This window comes from Paraburkholderia sp. (assembly GCF_024281035.1).
In the GTDB taxonomy this organism is placed as follows: domain Bacteria; phylum Pseudomonadota; class Gammaproteobacteria; order Burkholderiales; family Burkholderiaceae; genus Paraburkholderia.
The window spans coordinates 38,598-56,203 of sequence record NZ_JAMXLH010000014.1 but is presented as its reverse complement, the minus strand read 5'-3'; the positions used below and the strand labels follow the sequence as shown (position 1 = coordinate 56,203).

The 17,606-nt window shown below is 60.0% G+C and carries 11 protein-coding genes; 5 read left to right on the top strand and 6 right to left on the bottom strand.

From position 1 onward, the window contains the following. The first annotated feature begins 15 nt into the window (after window positions 1-15). The 4 genes from Q0L30_RS03060 to Q0L30_RS03045 all read left to right on the top strand — a co-directional run bounded on the left by Q0L30_RS03060 (window position 16) and on the right by Q0L30_RS03045 (window position 5,906). Complete coding sequence (locus Q0L30_RS03060) at window positions 16-2,307, top strand: nitric-oxide reductase large subunit (protein WP_296651002.1); 2,292 nt, start codon at window positions 16-18, stop codon at window positions 2,305-2,307. 93 nt (window positions 2,308-2,400) lie between these two features. Continuing rightward, the gene (locus Q0L30_RS03055; protein WP_296651000.1) at window positions 2,401-2,739 is read left to right on the top strand and encodes an iron-sulfur cluster assembly protein; all 339 of its coding nucleotides are present in this window, start codon (window positions 2,401-2,403) and stop codon (window positions 2,737-2,739) included. After that, window positions 2,736-3,887, top strand: a complete 1,152-nt coding sequence (locus Q0L30_RS03050) for a hypothetical protein (RefSeq protein ID WP_367277761.1) — start codon at window positions 2,736-2,738, stop codon at window positions 3,885-3,887. Before Q0L30_RS03055 ends, Q0L30_RS03050 begins: the two co-directional genes overlap by 4 nt. A 696-nt stretch (window positions 3,888-4,583) precedes the next feature. Then, complete coding sequence (locus tag Q0L30_RS03045) at window positions 4,584-5,906, top strand: galactosyl transferase GMA12/MNN10 domain protein (RefSeq protein ID WP_296650996.1); 1,323 nt, start codon at window positions 4,584-4,586, stop codon at window positions 5,904-5,906. Between the two features lie 85 nt (window positions 5,907-5,991). Here the strand turns inward: Q0L30_RS03045 and Q0L30_RS03040 are convergent, their stop codons facing one another. The 5 genes from Q0L30_RS03040 to Q0L30_RS03020 form a co-directional block, all read right to left on the bottom strand. Then, on the bottom strand, window positions 5,992-9,324 hold the full coding sequence (locus Q0L30_RS03040) for a hybrid sensor histidine kinase/response regulator (protein WP_296650994.1): 3,333 nt from the start codon (window positions 9,322-9,324) through the stop codon (window positions 5,992-5,994). Between the two features lie 111 nt (window positions 9,325-9,435). Continuing rightward, the gene (locus Q0L30_RS03035; protein WP_296650992.1) at window positions 9,436-10,584 is read right to left on the bottom strand and encodes a DUF2827 domain-containing protein; all 1,149 of its coding nucleotides are present in this window, start codon (window positions 10,582-10,584) and stop codon (window positions 9,436-9,438) included. A gap of 285 nt (window positions 10,585-10,869) precedes the next feature. Then, a complete protein-coding gene (locus Q0L30_RS03030; protein ID WP_296650989.1) occupies window positions 10,870-11,538 on the bottom strand; it encodes a response regulator transcription factor in 669 nt (222 codons plus the stop codon). 400 nt (window positions 11,539-11,938) lie between these two features. After that, the gene (locus tag Q0L30_RS03025; protein WP_296650987.1) at window positions 11,939-13,099 is read right to left on the bottom strand and encodes a DUF2827 domain-containing protein; all 1,161 of its coding nucleotides are present in this window, start codon (window positions 13,097-13,099) and stop codon (window positions 11,939-11,941) included. Continuing rightward, window positions 13,096-14,241 (bottom strand): DUF2827 domain-containing protein, encoded by a 1,146-nt coding sequence (locus Q0L30_RS03020; RefSeq protein WP_296650984.1) that lies wholly within the window; start codon window positions 14,239-14,241, stop codon window positions 13,096-13,098. The genes Q0L30_RS03025 and Q0L30_RS03020 overlap by 4 nt, the downstream gene beginning before the upstream one ends. Window positions 14,242-15,014: 773 nt before the next feature. On the opposite strand from Q0L30_RS03020, the gene Q0L30_RS03015 reads away from it, so the two are divergent. Next, entirely contained in the window at window positions 15,015-15,437 is a 423-nt protein-coding gene (locus Q0L30_RS03015; RefSeq protein WP_367277760.1) for a hypothetical protein, read from the top strand. Between the two features lie 104 nt (window positions 15,438-15,541). Here Q0L30_RS03015 and Q0L30_RS03010 read toward each other — a convergent pair whose 3' ends face one another. Then, window positions 15,542-17,515, bottom strand: a complete 1,974-nt coding sequence (locus Q0L30_RS03010; RefSeq protein WP_296650980.1) for a bifunctional metallophosphatase/5'-nucleotidase — start codon at window positions 17,513-17,515, stop codon at window positions 15,542-15,544. Window positions 17,516-17,606: the final 91 nt, after the last annotated feature.

Genomic DNA, 17,606 nt, shown 5'->3' with positions numbered 1-17,606 from the left:
AGCGGAAAGAGGACTATGCACTCAACACGTCGCTTATGGAAATGGCTCGGGCTAATCTGCCTGCTGTCATTTGGCACCCTGCTCTGGCTGGGCAGGGATATCTATCTGGCTCAGCCTCCCATCCCGAGCCAAGTCGTCAGCGAAAACGGCAACGTTTTGTTCACGGGCGATCAAATCCAGCGCGGCCAGCAGGTTTGGCTGGCGGCCGGCGGCCAGCAGGTCGGCACGGTCTGGGGTCACGGCAGCTACGTGGCTCCCGACTGGTCTGCCGACTGGCTGCACCGCGAGGCAGTTGCGTTGCGCGAGTCGTGGGCTCAGCAGGAGTTCCACAAGTCGTATGACGCACTGACCGTGGATCAGCAAGGCGCGCTCGACGCACGCCTGAAGCACGAAATGCGCGCCAACCGCTACGACGCCGCAACCGGCCACGTCACGGTGACCGATCCGCGTGCGAGCGTAATCCTCGACGTCGCCAAGCACTATGAATCGCTGTTTGGAACGGATCCCTCGTTCGACAAGCTGCGCGACGACTATGCGATGAACGCCAACTCGGTGCCCGATGCAAATGATCGGACCGCACTGGCCGCGTTCTTCTTCTGGTCGTCGTGGGCTGCCACGACCGAGCGTCCGGGACAAGTGGGTCAAACGTATACCAACAACTGGCCGCATGAGCCGCTCGTCGACAATACGCCGACGATCGCCAACGGCATGTGGTCGGTTGCGTCCGTGATCCTGATGATCGCTGGTATCGCCGGCATGATCTGGTATCACGCTGCGCACGGTGAAAGCGAATCGCAAGAACCGGCCACGCCGGGCGACGATCCGCTGTTCAACGTCAAGGCGACGCCGTCGATGCGCGCGACGAAGAAGTACTTCTACGTCGTGATCGGTCTCCTGCTCGCACAGGTCGCAATGGGCTCGCTGAGCGCCCACTACGCCGTCGAAGGTCACAGCGTCTTTGGTGTTCCGGTTGCTGAAGTTCTTCCGTGGGTTGTGAGCCGTACCATCCACACGCAGTTCGGCGTTCTCTGGATCGCTACCGCGTGGCTTGCGACGGGTCTCTACATCGCCCCGCTGCTCGGTGGTCGTGAACCGGTCATGCAGAAGCTCGGCGTTGACGTCCTGTTCTATGCGCTGCTCTTCATCGTCGTGGGCTCGACGGCCTGCGGCTGGCTCGGCTCGCTGCAACACCGCGGCACGTCGTTCGCCTTCTGGCTCGGCAATCAGGGTCTCGCCTACACGGCCATGGGCCGGATCTGGCAGTTGCTTCTGTTCGTCGGTCTGCTGTTCTGGGTGTTCCTGCTCGGCCGTGGTCTGTGGCCGGCGCTCAAGGATCCGAAGACGAAGGGCCGCAGCCTGATCGCCATGGTGTTCCTGTCGGCAACCTGTATCGGCCTGTTCTACGCATCGTCGCTCGCCTGGGGTCAACACACCAGCTACTCGATGATCGAGTACTGGAGATGGTGGCTGGTGCACCTGTGGGTTGAAGGCTTCTTCGAAGTGTTCGCCACGGCTGTTATCGCGCTGATCTTCTCGCGACTTGGTCTGATCGGTATCGAAAGCGCGAATCGCGCAATCGTGATGGAAACGATCGTGTTCCTCTTCGGCGGGATTCTCGGTACGCTGCACCACCTGTACTTCACGGGTACGTCGACGGCAATCATCGCTTTCGGCGCCGCGTTCTCCGCGTTCGAAGTCGTGCCGCTCGCACTCATCGGTCTGGAAGGCTGGCACACGTATCGTCGCACCCAGGCTGCTCCGTGGGTTCAGAACTACAAGTGGATGATCATCTGCTTCGTGGCAGTCGGTGTGTGGAACACGATTGGCGCGGGTCTGCTGGGCTTCTCGATCAACCCGCCGATTTCGCTGTACTATGTGCAAGGTCTGAACATGACCCCGGCGCACGGCCATGCTGCACTGTTCGGCGTGTACGGCATGCTCGGTATCGGCCTGATGCTGTTCTGCCTGCGTGGTCTGACCTCGCGTGACGCATGGGATGACTCGCTGCTCAAGCCGGCATTCTGGTTGCTGAACATCGGTCTGGCCATGATGGTGTTCATCTCGATCCTGCCGTCGGGTATCTACGAAGCGTACGAAGCTGTCCACAAGGGTCTCTGGTACGCACGTTCGGCTGAGGTTATTCACTCGCCGGTCATGACGTCGCTGGTCTGGGCACGTGTGCCGGGCGACCTGGTGTTCGCTGCAGGCGTTCTGTACCTCGGCTGGTTTGCACTGCGTCTGCTCGGCCGCGGCAAGCCGACCGCATCGCAGGCTGCAGTCAGCAAGCAAATGAAGCACCGCGTTTAATCGCAGTAGCAGTAGTAGTAGCAATAGCAAGAACGAACCGCTGGCCGGCACATGTCGACCAGCGGTTTTTAACGGTTGGCAGGAGAAACAACCATGACGACCAACACTACAAACACTCCGCTGTCGCAAGCTGAAAACGAAGTCCTTGCGGCCCTGCGGTATGTGATCGATCCTGAGGTTGGCGTCAACATCGTTGACCTCGGGCTTGTTTATCGCGTGGATGTACGCCCCGATGTACTGCGTATCGAGATGACGATGACTTCGCCCGCCTGCCCGATGGGCCAGGTCATCATGGACGACGTCAATGAAGTTCTCGATGCACTCATACCTCCTGGCACAGAACTCGATATCGAGCTTGTCTGGGAACCGCCATGGAACCCCGACATGATGAACGACGCCGCCCGCCAGGTGCTGGGATGGCCGGACGAATGACACACTCCGCCGCGTCCACGGTCCCCGGACAACGGACGAGCCAGACGAAGCGCCCCCGCCCTTCCCCTCTGCGATTCGTAGTCCGCGCATTACTCGGTGCGGCCATCGTCGCATCGCTCCTTTGCGGCCTTGCCGCCGGACTCGCCCGACTGGGCGTACCGTTGCCAGCCCACGCCGTCTCCAGAGCAGCGTGGCATGGCGTCCTGATGATCCCCGTATTCTTTGGCGCCGCCATCAGCCTCGAGCGTGCCGTCGCAATCGGTTCCGCGTGGTGCTTTTCCGCACCGGCCGCAGCCGCGCTTGCGGGCGTACTCTTGCTGGCCGGCGCACCGGTTCCACTCGCACAAGCCGCACTGCTGATCGCTGGAGCCGTCCTGCTCGCGGGCAGCATTGTCGTGCTGCGCAAGCAGCTTGCACTGCACCTCGCGGTCCTTGCCATTGCAACGGTCTGCTGGAGCGCGGGCAATCTCGCCTGGATCGTTTTCGGCGATCCGTTGGCTGCCGTGCCGTACTGGCTCGCGTATCTCGTACTGACGATTGTCGCCGAACGACTCGAATTGACGCGCATGCGGCCCATGCGGCCCGCAACGCATTACCTTTTCTATGGCTGCGTCACGGTGTTGCTGGCGGGACTCGTCGTCACGCTCTGGCAACCGGACCTCGGTCTTCGTATCTTTGCCGCGAGCTGCGTCCTGCTGCTCTTTTGGCTCGCCCGATACGATATCGCCCGGCACACCGTGCGTCAGCAAGGCCTGACGCGATTCATCGCCGCCGCGCTGCTATCCGGCTACGGCTGGCTCGGCGTAAGCGGCTTGCTGGGAATGGATGGCGCGTTCGCGGCCGGACATCCCTGGCACGACGCAGCGCTGCATGCGCTGACGCTCGGCTTCGTATTCTCGATGGTGTTCGGCCACGCGCCGATCGTCCTGCCCGCGATCACCGGCTTGCGTGTGCGCTACAGCCCGCGCTTTTATCTGCCGCTCGTTCTCTTGCATACAGCAGTTGGGCTGCGGGTAATCGGCGTACTGGCCGGCAACTTCAACCTGAGACGTTTTGGTAGTGAAGCGGCTGCCGTTGCCTTGCTGGTGTTCATGCTTACGCTTTTGACGGCGGTGTTGTCAGCGCGACGAAAGGCCGGCAGGAATTGAGTTCACAGGAGCGGTGATTTCTCACTCACTGCTCCTTCCCTTCTGCATCGACATCGCCAATCGGTAATACCCCCCTCCGCTGAAAGCCGCCGAACCGCGTCGTGCCAACGATATGGGCTCGACTGCGTGCACTCCTCGCACATCGGGACCGGCAATTCATTTCAGGCGCTCATTCGGCAGCACCTCGCCGTAAATCTCACACGACGCGTTGATCTGCCGCTCACGATGAACCTGCCGGTTGATCGCAGGACGCGCCACGTGAAGGTGTACGCAACCGTCATGAATCGACGAACCGATTCGAATCGCATTCGCCATTGTCTCGAGTTCGCCCGCCTGGGCGATGAGATTCGCCGGAGCATCAAGGACTTCGTGCTGGAGCAGATGGCGCACCTCTAGTATCGCGAATCAAAGACTGGTTGCGTCGCTACTGCACGCGCACCGCGCAACCACTTCCATACATTTCGACGACGAAATCGGCGCACGCTGGGTTAAGATCACCATCTCGCGCCATCGATCCGGTTTGAAAAACATCTGCATTATTTAGTTAACCGAATCTATCCAGGCACCCGCAATCTTTTTATGTGGAGAAGTCTGCGCTATGGGTTACGCGCCAACACGGAACAGCCCCCTCCCGTCTCGATTAGCGGCGGGCCGGACATTATCCGAAACTCCGCATAAACGCACGGCCCGTCTACCATGATCGTCCTCAGCCACTTTCGACAGCATGCCGCGCCCAGTCTTGCAAATCATCGACACTACGCGAGCGCGCACGGCTATCGCCACGAGATAATCGACGCATCCGCAATGCCTCAGGCGCTTCCGTTGCGCGCACTCTACCGTTACGAAACGCTGCTGAATACGCTGCGACGCGCGGACCACAACGAACTCATCCTTTTACTCAGTGAAGATGCGGCGATCATCGAGCCGGTTGCTCTGGAGCAGCTCATGGCCGATCGCGACGTGCTTCTGGTACGCGCATCCACGCATGCCCTGCCGCAAATCGACGTCCAGATCTGGCGAAACACGAGCGCCATACGCGAGACCGTGTTGCAGATCGTGAAGCGATGCCGAATCGACTTCACCGACCGGCTACCCTCCGAGGCCGGCGTATTCGCCGGTTTCGAATCTGAACACTACATGACGTTGTTTAACGGACTTTGCCCGGTCATGCCGACCGGATACAACTATGATCCCATGTGGAGCCGAGTGCCGACGTTCGCTATCAGTATTGACGATGCGCCGCAATCGCCAGAACGGAAAGGCACCACGCCACGCTTCAGGGATGCGCTCATCGCGCACGTCAACCAGGCTCAGGCGGCCGGTTTACCGATGTTTTCATTTCCGCAATATGCTGCGGATTCCTCGAATGAAACGGCGGATCGTCGTGCCTACAACCTTGGCAAAGCAATCGCGGTAGTGACGCTCCACACACCCAATATTGGAAGCTACGCACGCATTGCGGAGGGAAATTTCCGTCGCTACTGCGAGACGCAGGGTTATACCTTTTATGTACACCGCGACATTCCGCGCGAAATCGGCTTGAACGCGTCCGGCAACTGGTTCAAGCCGTGGTTGTTACACGGTTACCTGCAACATCATGAGTGGGTCATCTGGCTCGACGCCGACGTTCTGATCGCCGATCAGCAGAAAAAACTGGAGCCGTTGCTCGAGGGCCGCGATTACCTGCTCGCACATGATGTCGGCCAGTGGCCTTTTAACTCGGGTGTGATGGGTTTTCGGCGCACGGCGCGCAACGACGCGATGCTGCAAGATCTTATGGCGAGCGTTTCGGCGTTGCCGGATAAATCGAGAGTCTATTCCAGCGATGGCGATCAGCTTCAGTTCATCAACGCGATGAGAGAAAGCGGCGCGCTACAGGATGAAGCGATATCGGATATGGTCTGCGTCAACACGCCCTGGCTATTTCGCCGCCCGGATAGCTTCATCGTGCACTATTACGGAATGTGGCACAGCATGCGAACGCTGATGATGGCGCACGACAACGCGCTCCTCGCATAAGCCGGTACACCAACGGCTTCGCTGCTCAAAAAGCTCGCCGATAACGCCCGCGCACGTGCTGACCGCTACTGCCCGTTACCGCCCACTAAGCATCGCCATCAAGCATTTCCCGCAGAGACTGCGAAAGCACGTTCAGATCGTCCGGCAATGGCGCGCTCGTATCCCGATTGATTACCGTTTCCACCCGCGCGCAATCAGCCGCCAGTGACGCCTGACCGAACACCGCCAGTGCACCGCGTATCGAGTGAAGCTGCGCCAGGACGGCGTCCACATCGCCCGCCGCCTGAGCGGTTTCCATGGTCGATACCGCTTCCGCCGTCGACTTGATGAACGTCTCCCAGAGCTGTTTCGGCATGGTGCGGCCACGAAACTTCGCTTCGTCCGAGTTGGACACGCTGATCAGTTTCACGCCCCGCTCCGCGGCAATCGCTCCCATCACATCGTTGAGTTGCTGCCGCGAAATCGGCTTGGTCATCACCTGGGTCATGCCCGCAGCCTCGCATCGTTGCCGCTCTTCCTTCGTGGCGTGCGCCGTGATCGCCACAATCGGTAAAGCAGGCTTGCGCGTGCGCACAGTCTCAGCCAGCTGGTAGCCGCTCATGCCCGGCATGTTCAGGTCGGTCAGCAGAACGTCCCAGTCGTCGTCGTCGAGCCGTTCGAGCGCCTGCCGGCCGTTCGCCGCGGTCGTGACCCGGCAGCCGAGCGACGTGAGCTGCTCCGCCAGCAGCATACGGTTCGCTTCGTTGTCCTCGGCCACCAGCACGTTCAGACCGCGCGAGGACGCCACCGTATCCGCGCGAATCGCGCCGGCCGTCGCAGCCGATGGGCCGGGCAACGGCTCACCCAGCAAAGTCGCACGCATGCTCGCCGCGAGTCCGCTCAGACTCAGGCACGACACGCTCACGATCTTGCCCGTGCAAATGGCGTTCGCCGGGCCGCCCGGATAGCCGTCGACCACCCATGTTGCGTCTTCGACGAGTCGGTTCTCGTCGTCGGCTCGCCATTGCTCGCGAGCGCCCCAGATCACCAGCACGGCGGCGGTTTCGAGGTCCGACTCCTTGATGGTCGCCGGATGCCGGTGCACATTCACCTGCGCACCCCAGTGTTCGAGATGGGGCACCGCAAACTCGCACCATTCGCGCGCCGAACTCAGGAACAGCACCCGTGCCCCGTCGACGATGCGCGGGTCGCTGCGCACCGCGATTGCGTCGCCGAGCGGCAGATACACCGTGAAGCGGCTGCCGACGTTGGGCGTGCTCGACACATCGATGCGCCCGTGCATGGCTTGAACGAGCCGCTGGCACAACGCAAGCCCAAGTCCTGTACCGCCAAAGCGCCGGTTAATCGAAGCGTCAAGCTGCGAAAACGCTGTAAAAAGCTGATCCTGATGCTGCGGTGAAATGCCGATGCCGGTATCGACAATCGCAAGCACCAGCTGCTGCTTGCCGTCGCTGGCCGTCTCGATGCTCACGGCCACCGTAACGGACCCGTATTCGGTAAATTTAATCGCGTTGCTGAGTAGATTATTGAGAACCTGCCCCACGCGCGTCGGATCGCCCCACATGGTCTGCCCGGCGGCGATGTCGATGCGGGCATAAAGGCCAAGTCCACGTGCCCGCGCGAGCGGCTCGAAAATCCCCAGCACGCACTCGATCTGCTCCAGCACGTTGAACTCGATTTGCTCGAGCGTCATCTCACCGGCTTCGATCTTCGAAAAATCGAGAACGTCGCTGATCACCGCGAGCAAGCCAGCGGAAGCGCCGCGCACCGTGGCAAGCCGGTCATGCTGCACACTCGTCAAGGGTGAGTGCGCAAGCAGTTCGAGGTTGCCGAGGATCGCATTGAGCGGCGTGCGGATTTCGTGACTCATCGCGGCGAGAAAGGCCGACTTGGCCTGATTCGCCGAATCCGCGGCCTCCAGCGCCGCATTGAGTTGGCGCTGCAGACGCCGCCGCTCCGTCACGTCGATGAAGACCGCAACCAGCACGTCAATGCCCTTATATCGCGCTTGCGAGGCGCTGCAAGCCAGCTCGACGTGGCCGCCGCCTTTCGTGGGAAGAACGACGTCCTGGCGCAGCACGCCAACCGGCCCGCCCGCTGGATGATCGCGCTCGAACGCGTCGTAGCACGCGACCAGCGCATCCGCGAGAGCCGCCTCTCCGCGCTCGATCCGCGACCCGAGTTCCTGTATGACCGGGCTATCCAGCAGCCACTCGCGGGACTTGCGCGATATGAGCGCGAGACCGACGGGAACTGTCTGGACCACCGTGCGGCTCAGGTTCTCGCTTTCGAATACGCGCTCTGAGCGGCGCAGCAAGGGGGCGAAAACGCGGCTGCGAAAACTCAGCAGCAGCGCCCACACGACGCCGAGGATCACGGCCATCGCCACTGCCGCGGTGCGCGCCTGCGGCGCGATGCCGGCTGCGACGTCGTCCCACGAAAACACGTGAAGCAGTGTCCACTCCGTGCCTCCAATCGACTCCTTGATCACGAATTTCCCGCCGCCGTAACCCACATCGCCGCCAAGAAACGCCGGATGCCGCAGTTGCCGCCACGTTTGCTCCTGAGCCTCGGCGGAACTCTGGTTGTCGCGGCTCGCAATAATATGCCCCTCGGGTCCCGCGATCAGGTAGGTGCCCTCCCCGCGCGTGGACACCGCGCGTAGAAAGGTTTGCGGATCGTATTCGATGGCGATCACCGCGAAAGGCTCGCCCTGGCTGCTCGCCTGCGAAACGAGCCGTACGCGCTTGCCGCCGCTAAGCGGATCGGTGAACGGCGGCAGCCAGTACACAGCGCGCCGGAAGCCGCCCGGGCGTTGTTCGGCGGACGGCGTGAGCCTTGAGAGGTCGACCTTGAGCGTCTCGATGAGTTCGGCCACTTGAGGACGTGTCGCAAGCGGCACGACGGATGCCGGCATGATGATCAGCTCGTCGTGCGGGCTGTAGATATACCCGGAGATGTCCAGGTTGTTGGCGACCGACGACGACGCGTTGCTCAGCGCGAACAACTGCGCGAGCGCGAGATAGCGGCGCACGAGGGATGGATCGTCGAGGGCTTTCGTGGAGGCAGCGAAATAGACGTCGCTCGATGTCGCGGGACTCTTGATGGAAAGCTGGTTGCCGTTGCGCAGGAATGCCGCGTAGGCCAATCCGTCGTTTTGCGGCAACGTCGGCCATGACAGTTCGAAGAGGCTGACCGTGCGGCGCAGCGACGTTTCCACGGCCTGCACAAGCGTCACGACCTGGCTTCTGTCCTCCGCGAGATTTTGACGCTCGGCCGCCACGAACTGACGTATCGCATAAACGCATGTGATTGCGAACATCAGGAACGCCACCAAGGTAATCACGACGCCGCCGCCCAGAAGCAGTAAGTCCTGGTAGCGCCGCAGACGTCCCAAAGGCGTGAAAGGCATGCTCATGTTCCCTCATTTCTTGCTCAGGCAGCTAACGCAAGTCTAAACACCTGCCCCCGAACGCGCAGCACGCGTCGCAATCGCCTGCTCCGCCGCTTGCTCCGCCGTTTGCCCGGCCTATTTCTGCCCGGCGCTCGCGCCGCGCACCGGACGGCTCAACAGTTGATCGAGCAGTGCCTGATACGTGCGCACGACTGCCCGATTGCCGGGCGCATAGCGGCCGATCAGGCGGCGCTGCCAGGTGCGGTAACTCTCCACATGGAGATCGTGGTAGTCGATGGCCTCGATGAGTCGCGCGGCGCCGCGTTGCGCGTTGTTGCCCTCGTAGTAGTAGCCCAGATCCGGGCACAGCGACGCATTATGGACGAGCGGGTAGCCCTGCCAGCACACCTCCAGATAGAAATAGTTCAGCGGATTTTCCATCTGGTGAGAAATCACGATGTCGGTATTCTGCGCAAGGAACGTAGGCGTGTCGTGATGGCCGGTAAACACCGCTTTGTGCTCGCGCACGATATCGAGCTGATTCATCAGCGCGATGAAATCGACGTGCCCCTGCGCCAGCGACAATGCGTTGGCGACCTGCACGAGATCGATAGCGCCAGGCCGCTCGCGATAGACCAGCTCGGCGATCAGGATCGGATAGAGGCAAAATTTGACGACGTCGATATTCGGCTCCATCACGGTCAGCCGGCGAGAGCCGGCGTGTGCGCGATAAATGCCGTTGTGCGGAAATTCGCGGCTGCGGGCCTCGATAAACTCCGGGCTCCATACGAACGGGACAACGCGTCCGTTCTGCCGCCGCATGACCTCCAGATAGCTCTGGCTGTTGCCCGCCACCTGCGGAATGACCCATAGATCGTCGTACCGGTCGTTGACGAACAGGTTGCCGCCCCAGAGCGATTTGCCGAATATCATCGCTTCGGCCGCGTGGATGTACTCGAAGCCGCAGCAATAGGACACGAGCCGCACCCCGCGCGCCTTGAGATATTCGGTGCGCGCGCTATCCACCTGTCCGCCGAGTTCGATGACGAGGTCAAGCTGGTCTTTCGCATCGCTGAAGTCGAGCGTCGGATGACGCGACAGGTCCCATGGCAGGGCCGATGTCAACGGTACGGATGTGGTATTGACGAGCACGACGCTCGCGACGCTCGGGCAATGACGCAAGGCGTCGGCGAGAAACACGGCATTTTGCTTGATACCGTTATTCCAGAGCGTTTCGTCGGGCCTGTGCAGGCCGATGGTGATGCCAATGCGCTGGCGCTTCATAACAGCTGCTCCAGGCGGGCCGGTCCAGGGATTCGGTGTGCGCTAAATTCACTGTAGATCAAGTGACCTCGCCTGTTCAATGTTTGCTCCAGGGATGGACGCTTGCCGAGCGGCGCGCGAGCAGTGGGATCTTGCCATTCGGTTCAGGCAGACGACGCGCCAGGCCGACAATGCCGCCAATGCCGCCAACGTTGCGATCGGGCCAGTATTGCAATGAGGCCAGCCGTTCGATATCAGACCGATACTAAAGCCAGCCCTCAGCAGCCAGGACATGTCCTGGTCTGCTCACAGATCACTTCCGGGGCGGCCATCGACAATGAGGCCGCACTCCCACGCATAACGAAACAACTCCGCGTCGCGGGCAATGCCGAGTTTCTTCATCGCCATCTGCTTCTGCGTGCTGACCGTCTGCACCGCACGATTCAATCGCTGCGCGATTTCGCTGATCGATACGCCCGCCACGTACATTTGCACGACTTCCTTCTCCCGCTTCGACAGCGCCGCCTGATTCTGTGCGCCGCCACTGAGCGGCCGCAGCGATTCCTCCGACCGCGAAGCCGCGCCGGGAAAGTAGATCATGTGGTTGAACACGGCATGAACAGCCATGACGAGATTTTCCAGACTGTCAGATTTGCGGATGTACGACTGCACGCCGAGCTTTGCGACTTCACGCACGATTCCAGGGTTGTCGATCATCGTGAGCACGACAATCTTCAGATCGGGCCACTGACGCCGCAGATACGACAACAGCGCGATGCCATCGCGGTGCTCGCCGTTGGGCATGGAGAAGTCGGTCACAAGCACGTCGCAGGTGACATCGTCGAGCAGGTCGATCAGTTCCGTCGAACTCCCCGCCGTACCGATCACGTCGATCCCTCGGGTGGACTCCAGCGTATATCTGACGCCGGCCAGCAACGCGGGATGGTCGTCAGCAAGAATGACGTCGATTTTCATGGTTCCGGCTCTGGGGGTAAAACTTTCGGACAACGAAAATGTAGTCGCCTGATCCGGTTTCAGGACCTTGTCCGAATCATTTCCGAATAAGAGACGCACGCAGTCTGGATCGGGACTGCACGCTCAATGTGTGAGTCGAAACCCCCGAAACAACCGAAACAACATATGGGGTTATCGGATCAGGTGGCATTCCAGCCACCCATGCAACATTCGGCAGATGGTAACCCAACAATCCGGACATTACAATCTCATAACAAGTCGCTGACAAACTCGCGGGTTGCCATCAGTTCTACTATTTGACTTCCTGGAAGAACCTCAACGCCTGCGATATCCCGTTCTGTCCGGAAACGCCTCACCCCGATGACTTACCCGAACGATGCGCGATGCGGCCCCGTCATCCTCAGATTCCGTCGTCGAATAACGCCCCAATGGCCTGCCCGTAGGCTTGCAGGTTGGCCTCGTGATCGGGATAAAGCGTCGCGAGGAACGCTTGCGACTTGCGCCGATAGGCGTCGAGATTACGGTCGTGTTGCGCGAATGCGTCCAGAAGCGCGCGTCCACCCTCTTCGCAGTCGAAATCGCGATAGCGATAACCGCAATCCGCGATCAAATGGGAGTTGTGAATCAACGGATAGCCCCCGTGCAACGCTTCGTAATAGATATAGTTTTGCGCGTTTTCCCATTGATGCGTCACCACTGCATCCACATAGGATGCCATCACCTGATAGAACGGGAACCGGCCTTCGAACGAAGCCAGGCCGTGGCGCACGATGTCGAGACTCCGCGCAAATACGCCAAACCCGCCATGCTCCTTGAGCTTCATCGCGTTGTACACCCACACGTGCTCAAGTATGTCGGCGTTTGCGCGGTGCGCCACTTCGCAGCACAGCATCGGTAACGGCCCTGTCTTGACCATGCAGATATTCGGCTCGAATATGCCGACCCGCCAGCGGCGGCGGCCTGGCTGATAGCCGAACGGCGTATCCGCGTCCAGCTTCGCCGCCGCGCGGTCCAGCACCAACGGGCTCCACAGATGCGGCACGATGCGAACGGGAGCGCGCATCGCGCTTCGGAAGTACGGTTTGCAACTGTGTTCGTACTCCGGCAGCGTCCAGATTTCGTCGTACGCCGCACCGCTGATCAGCAGCGCATGGGGCTTGTCGAAGATCATGCGTTCGATATCGATCACGTAGTCGTTGCCGACACGCATCGACACAACCCGGCCGCCGCGTTCGCGAAACCGCGCGATCCACTCGCGGTCGAGCTGCGCACTCATCTCGATCATCAGGTCGAGCCGGTTGGCGGCGTCGCTCATATCGATCATCGGCGCGGGCGACTCTTCGACGAAACGCCGCGCGTCGTCCAGATCGCCGTCGCCGCCGCCGACCACGAGATAGACCTCACTCACTTGCGGCAATCGTTGCAGCAACATCACGAGGAAGAGGCAATTCTGGAAGATGCCGTTTTCCCACAACGATTGCTCTCCCTTGCGCACGAAGAGCGAAACGCCGACCTTCAGCTCGCGCCCCACGGTGCGCGCCGTTTTTGCATTGTCATTCACGCCGCGTTCTCCCACGCCTTGTTGCCTGCCAGCGCCTGCAGACGCATGGCGTAAGCCTCCAGATTGGCCTCGTTGAACGGATTGACGGCTTCGAAAACAGCCCGCGAGCGCGCGCGATAATCGTCGATCCTCGCTTCATGATGGCGGACGGCCTCCAGCAGTTGTGCCGCGCCCGCAAGCGCGTCGAAACCCGGATAGTAGTAGCCCGCGTCCGCAAGCCAGGGCGAATTGTGTATCAAGGGATAGTCGCCGTAGAGCGCGTCGAGATAGCTGTAGTTCTGTTCGTTGCCCCATTGATGCGCGACCACCGCGTCAGCATGTTGCCCCATGAAGCCGACGATATCGTGGCGACCATGAAACGTGGCCCGATGCTCGCGCACGAGATCGAGCGAATTCGCCAGATACAGCATGGTCCGATGATCCTTCATGTGAAACGTGTTCAGCGCGTGCATCGCGCTCACACTGCTGCGGTCGGCACGATAGGCCTCGTCGCATATGAGCATTGGAATACTCGACGCCTTCACAACAGAAATATTGGGCTCGAAAATCGCTACGCGCAGGCCGCCGCCCTGCTTTTCGCGTGCTTCCCGGCCGGAATCGTAGCCGTATCGCACGCCATAGCCGGCCGCCTCGGCGATACGGACGTCGAGAAAACCCGCATGCCAGATGAATGGCACGACATGCACGGGGCAACGGTGCATCGTGCGCATCATGGGTTGCATGAGGTGATCCTTCGGAAGCAGCCACACCTCATCGCAGCGATCCGGGCGCGTTGTGCTCACCTGCCGCTCGAACACCGCAGACTCGACCAGCGCCACGTAGGGCTGGCCGCAGCAGTAATAGACGACCTTGCGGCCGCGCGCGCGCATCAGGTCGAGCCATTCGTTGTCGAGCGCACCGGCCATTTCGACGATCACGTCGACCTCGTCGGTTGCCTCTTGCTGCGTCAGGATGCGAACGCCTGCCGCAAACCGTTCAAGATCACACGGCAGCTTGCGCTCGCTTCCGACATCGATCAGCACGACTGATTTCACCCGTGGTAGACGCAGCAGCAATTGCGCGAAAAAAATTACATTCTGACCGAGCCCGTTTTGCCAGATGCTCTGGCCCGCCCGACTCAGCGCCGATATTCCGATTCGCATTATTCACCCCAATAAACGACATAATCGGCCCGCCCTTTTGAGGAATACCGAACGTGTCGCACGATACGATACGGTGAACTATCGATCAATAGTTGCGGCGATGCGAGTGCGGGTTCCGCATCGCCTGCGGCACTTCCAGCACCTTCAATGGGGTTACCACTTCGTTTTTCGGACTAGTCCCATGCAGCCGATGTTCGCACCCACCTATACTGAGACAGCAGCCAGATACCTCCCATTCTGGCTGGCTACGAGTGCGTACTCATGGAGTTTGCCGCCCCTCCCCGGGGCGGTCTTTTTTTGTAGCTCGATATCTGAAGCAGCGATGCCGCTTGATTTCGAGTCGCTATTGGCGCATTCAGATTGATCAGGTATTCGATTTACTTCGGCTGCGATGGTTTGAAACGCCGATGCATGGCGTTCGCTGACTGCGCTTGAGTATGGCGGCCATCGTGCGGCAAATGACGGAATCGGAGGGCTCCCATGTCGAAGACCGTTCGCCGTGACGCGCTTGAGCCAATCTCCTCCCTGAACTCCCCGATCGGAAAGCGCATACTGTAGCGCGCAGCCGGTGTCCCGATCCGTTTAGTCCGGCTTCCTCGCGACGACAACAATGAACCTGCGACATGATCGACAGAACAACACATGAGGGCCCGCCCGGCACGGAGTTTCTGCCGTCTTACTGCTTTCACGAACTGCACGACTCGCGACCTTTATGCGCCACGCCGGCGGAGATCATCGCGGCCGTCGAAGCAATCGAAATGCAAGACGATCGCGTGACGCGCACGCTACTCGCGGTGCGCCAGTTGCCCGCACGACTGTATGGACGCGATGATTCGGAGGAGACGGAACGGTTCGGATTTTCGACGTTTACGCCGTTGCGGCGGACGCAGCGCGAACTGTCGCTCGGCCTTGCGGGCCAATTCTGGCGCGCCGGCATGCAACTCGCAACGCTATCCGACGCAGACGCGTTCTCTCGCTTCGTCACACCGGGCAACGCGAAACTGGTATTGCGGTTTCTCGTGCTTGACCGGCCAGACGGCTTGCGGACGCTACGCACTGAAACGTTCGTTCATTGTCCAGACTCGCAGACCCGGAGGCGAATGACGCCCTACTGGTGGGCGATCCGGCTGCCGAGCGGATGGATACGTCGCCGAACGCTGGATGCGGTGCACCGAATGCTGCGGCCACGCATTTAACCTGACACGACCGGTCATGTCGCCACCGGCACCCGGACTAAAACGCCACAGGAAAACAGAGATTCCTCAAGCGTTCAGGGGCGGCATTGAGCCGCCCCTGATCGTCATGGGTTACCGCATCCCTTCTTGTTTACACATTTAATTCTATTCAACCTAGTAGGTTTAGCGACGATACCCTTGGCCTCGAAATAAGCGGCCACAATGTCCAGGTCGATCCCGCCTTGCTCCAGGTTGGCGCCGTCTAATAGCACAGTGAAACCGCTGCCACCGCCTGCAATGTAATCATTGACGGCCACGCGATAGATTTTGTCCATTTCGATCGGCGAACCATTCAACTGCATCGACCCGGTGTCGACGCGCTTACCCGTTCCAGGTTCAGCGCCCTCTTGCTGATTTACGTCCCAGGTATAGGTGAATCCATCCGAAACCTCGAGGACGCGACCATTACCTGAGTTCGGGGCCTCCCACTGCTGCTCTAACAATCTCAGCAATTGATTTCCTGTCAAATCCATCAAAACGACACTATTGCTGAACGGCAGAACACTATACAACGCGCCTAAAGTCACGTCCAGTTCTTTCAAGTCGCTGCGGAAACCGCCACCACCGTTGGTGAAGGCGATTTGTGCCGGTTTGTCGAACGAAGCGTCTGACGTACCAAACAGGAAGGCATCCGCTATAACATCGCCAAGCGTCGACTCGCCCGCCGTATTTTTTTTCTTAAACAGAGATTCAGAGATTTTGCCGACCACCTTTCCAGCCAACGGGGCAGCCAGTTTTTCGTAGTTCTGCACGAGGGCGTCGATTTCACTGTCTTTAGCCAAAGGAACGACACCGTCGGGAAGGGGAACCGGTTTCCCACCAGACAGTATTCCGACATCGTTGACTGCGACGATGTTATTGGCATCCTTCTTGAGGACAGTTCTGGTGACTGGATCGATAGTCAAATCGACCTTTGTTGCGATTCGCCCATACAATCCGGTTTGCGTCAGCAGCTTCCCATTTCTTGTGCAGACATATTCTTGATGAGTATGGCCACTGATAACGACATCAACCGCCGGATCGAGCTTGTCGACTATTCCAACGATGTCGCCGTTCAACCCGGGGCAAGTCTTGTCATTGACGAAGGTAGCCTTGGTACGACCGCCGTTGTGGAGCAACACCACGATGGCGGAAACACCCTGCTTCTTGAGTTCTGGAACAAGGTTATTGACGGTCGTGATCTCGTCCAGGAATCGCAGGCCCGCCACGCCAGAGGCTGTCACCACCGTAGGCGTTTCTTCCAGCGTCAAACCAATGAAGCCGATCTTCACACCGCCTACCGTACGAACTTCATATGCGGGAAACAAGGGCTTGCCAGTCGACTTATCGACTACGTTAGCCGTCAGGTAATGGAATTTCGCCCCGCTAAAGCTACCGTTATCCATACAGGTGTCGCCGCCAACCACGCCGGCCGAACCGTCTGCTGAAGCGGGAAAACACCCGCCGTTCTGCATGCGGAGTATTTCGTCTCGGCCCTTATCGAACTCGTGATTGCCTACCGCGGAAATGTCCAACCCGAGCTTTCCCAATACATCGATGGTTGGCTCATCATGAAATACCCCCGAGATCAGCGGCGACGCACCAATCATGTCTCCGGCAGCAACGACCAAAGTATTGCCCGGATTTTGCGCTTTCAGGCTGTTGATCAATGTCGCCAGGTAGGCGGCACCGCCAGCCGACACGGTGGTTCCCTTAGGCTTCGCTGGGTCTTCCATGACCACGCCACCCGACGGCGGCATCAAATTGCCGTGAAAATCGTTCAATCCAATCACGGAAACCGTGACTGGCTCTGGGGGTTGCGGCTCTGGGGGTTGCGGCTCTGGGGGTTGCGGCGCTGGGGGTTGCGGCGCTGGGGGTTGCTGCGCTGGGGGTTGCTGCGCTGGCGGTTGCTGCGCCGGGGGTTGCTGCGCCGGGGGTTGCTGCGCTGGCGGTTGCAGTGCAGTTTGATTGTCGTCGACACCGCCGCAGGCGGCGATGCCTGCCCCGAGTAGCGCAGCAATTGCGCCAATCCGCAAAGCTCTATAGTTCAACAATTTCATCTCCCACTCGACTAAACGCGAGAACCGCGCACGCCCACAGGCCATGCCTTAAATGCGCCCGGCCGTCCACCAAAGAGATTCCATTCGACGG

What these genes read in the sequence shown, in the direction of transcription:
- Q0L30_RS03060 (WP_296651002.1), top strand. Translation starts at nt 16, where the DNA reads ATGCACTCAACACGTCGCTTATGGAAATGGCTCGGGCTAATCTGCCTG.
- Q0L30_RS03055 (WP_296651000.1), top strand. Translation starts at nt 2,401, where the DNA reads ATGACGACCAACACTACAAACACTCCGCTGTCGCAAGCTGAAAACGAA.
- Q0L30_RS03050 (WP_367277761.1), top strand. Translation starts at nt 2,736, where the DNA reads ATGACACACTCCGCCGCGTCCACGGTCCCCGGACAACGGACGAGCCAG.
- Q0L30_RS03045 (WP_296650996.1), top strand. Translation starts at nt 4,584, where the DNA reads ATGATCGTCCTCAGCCACTTTCGACAGCATGCCGCGCCCAGTCTTGCA.
- Q0L30_RS03040 (WP_296650994.1), bottom strand. Translation starts at nt 9,324, where the DNA reads ATGAGCATGCCTTTCACGCCTTTGGGACGTCTGCGGCGCTACCAGGAC.
- Q0L30_RS03035 (WP_296650992.1), bottom strand. Translation starts at nt 10,584, where the DNA reads ATGAAGCGCCAGCGCATTGGCATCACCATCGGCCTGCACAGGCCCGAC.
- Q0L30_RS03030 (WP_296650989.1), bottom strand. Translation starts at nt 11,538, where the DNA reads ATGAAAATCGACGTCATTCTTGCTGACGACCATCCCGCGTTGCTGGCC.
- Q0L30_RS03020 (WP_296650984.1), bottom strand. Translation starts at nt 14,241, where the DNA reads ATGCGAATCGGAATATCGGCGCTGAGTCGGGCGGGCCAGAGCATCTGG.
- Q0L30_RS03010 (WP_296650980.1), bottom strand. Translation starts at nt 17,515, where the DNA reads ATGAAATTGTTGAACTATAGAGCTTTGCGGATTGGCGCAATTGCTGCG.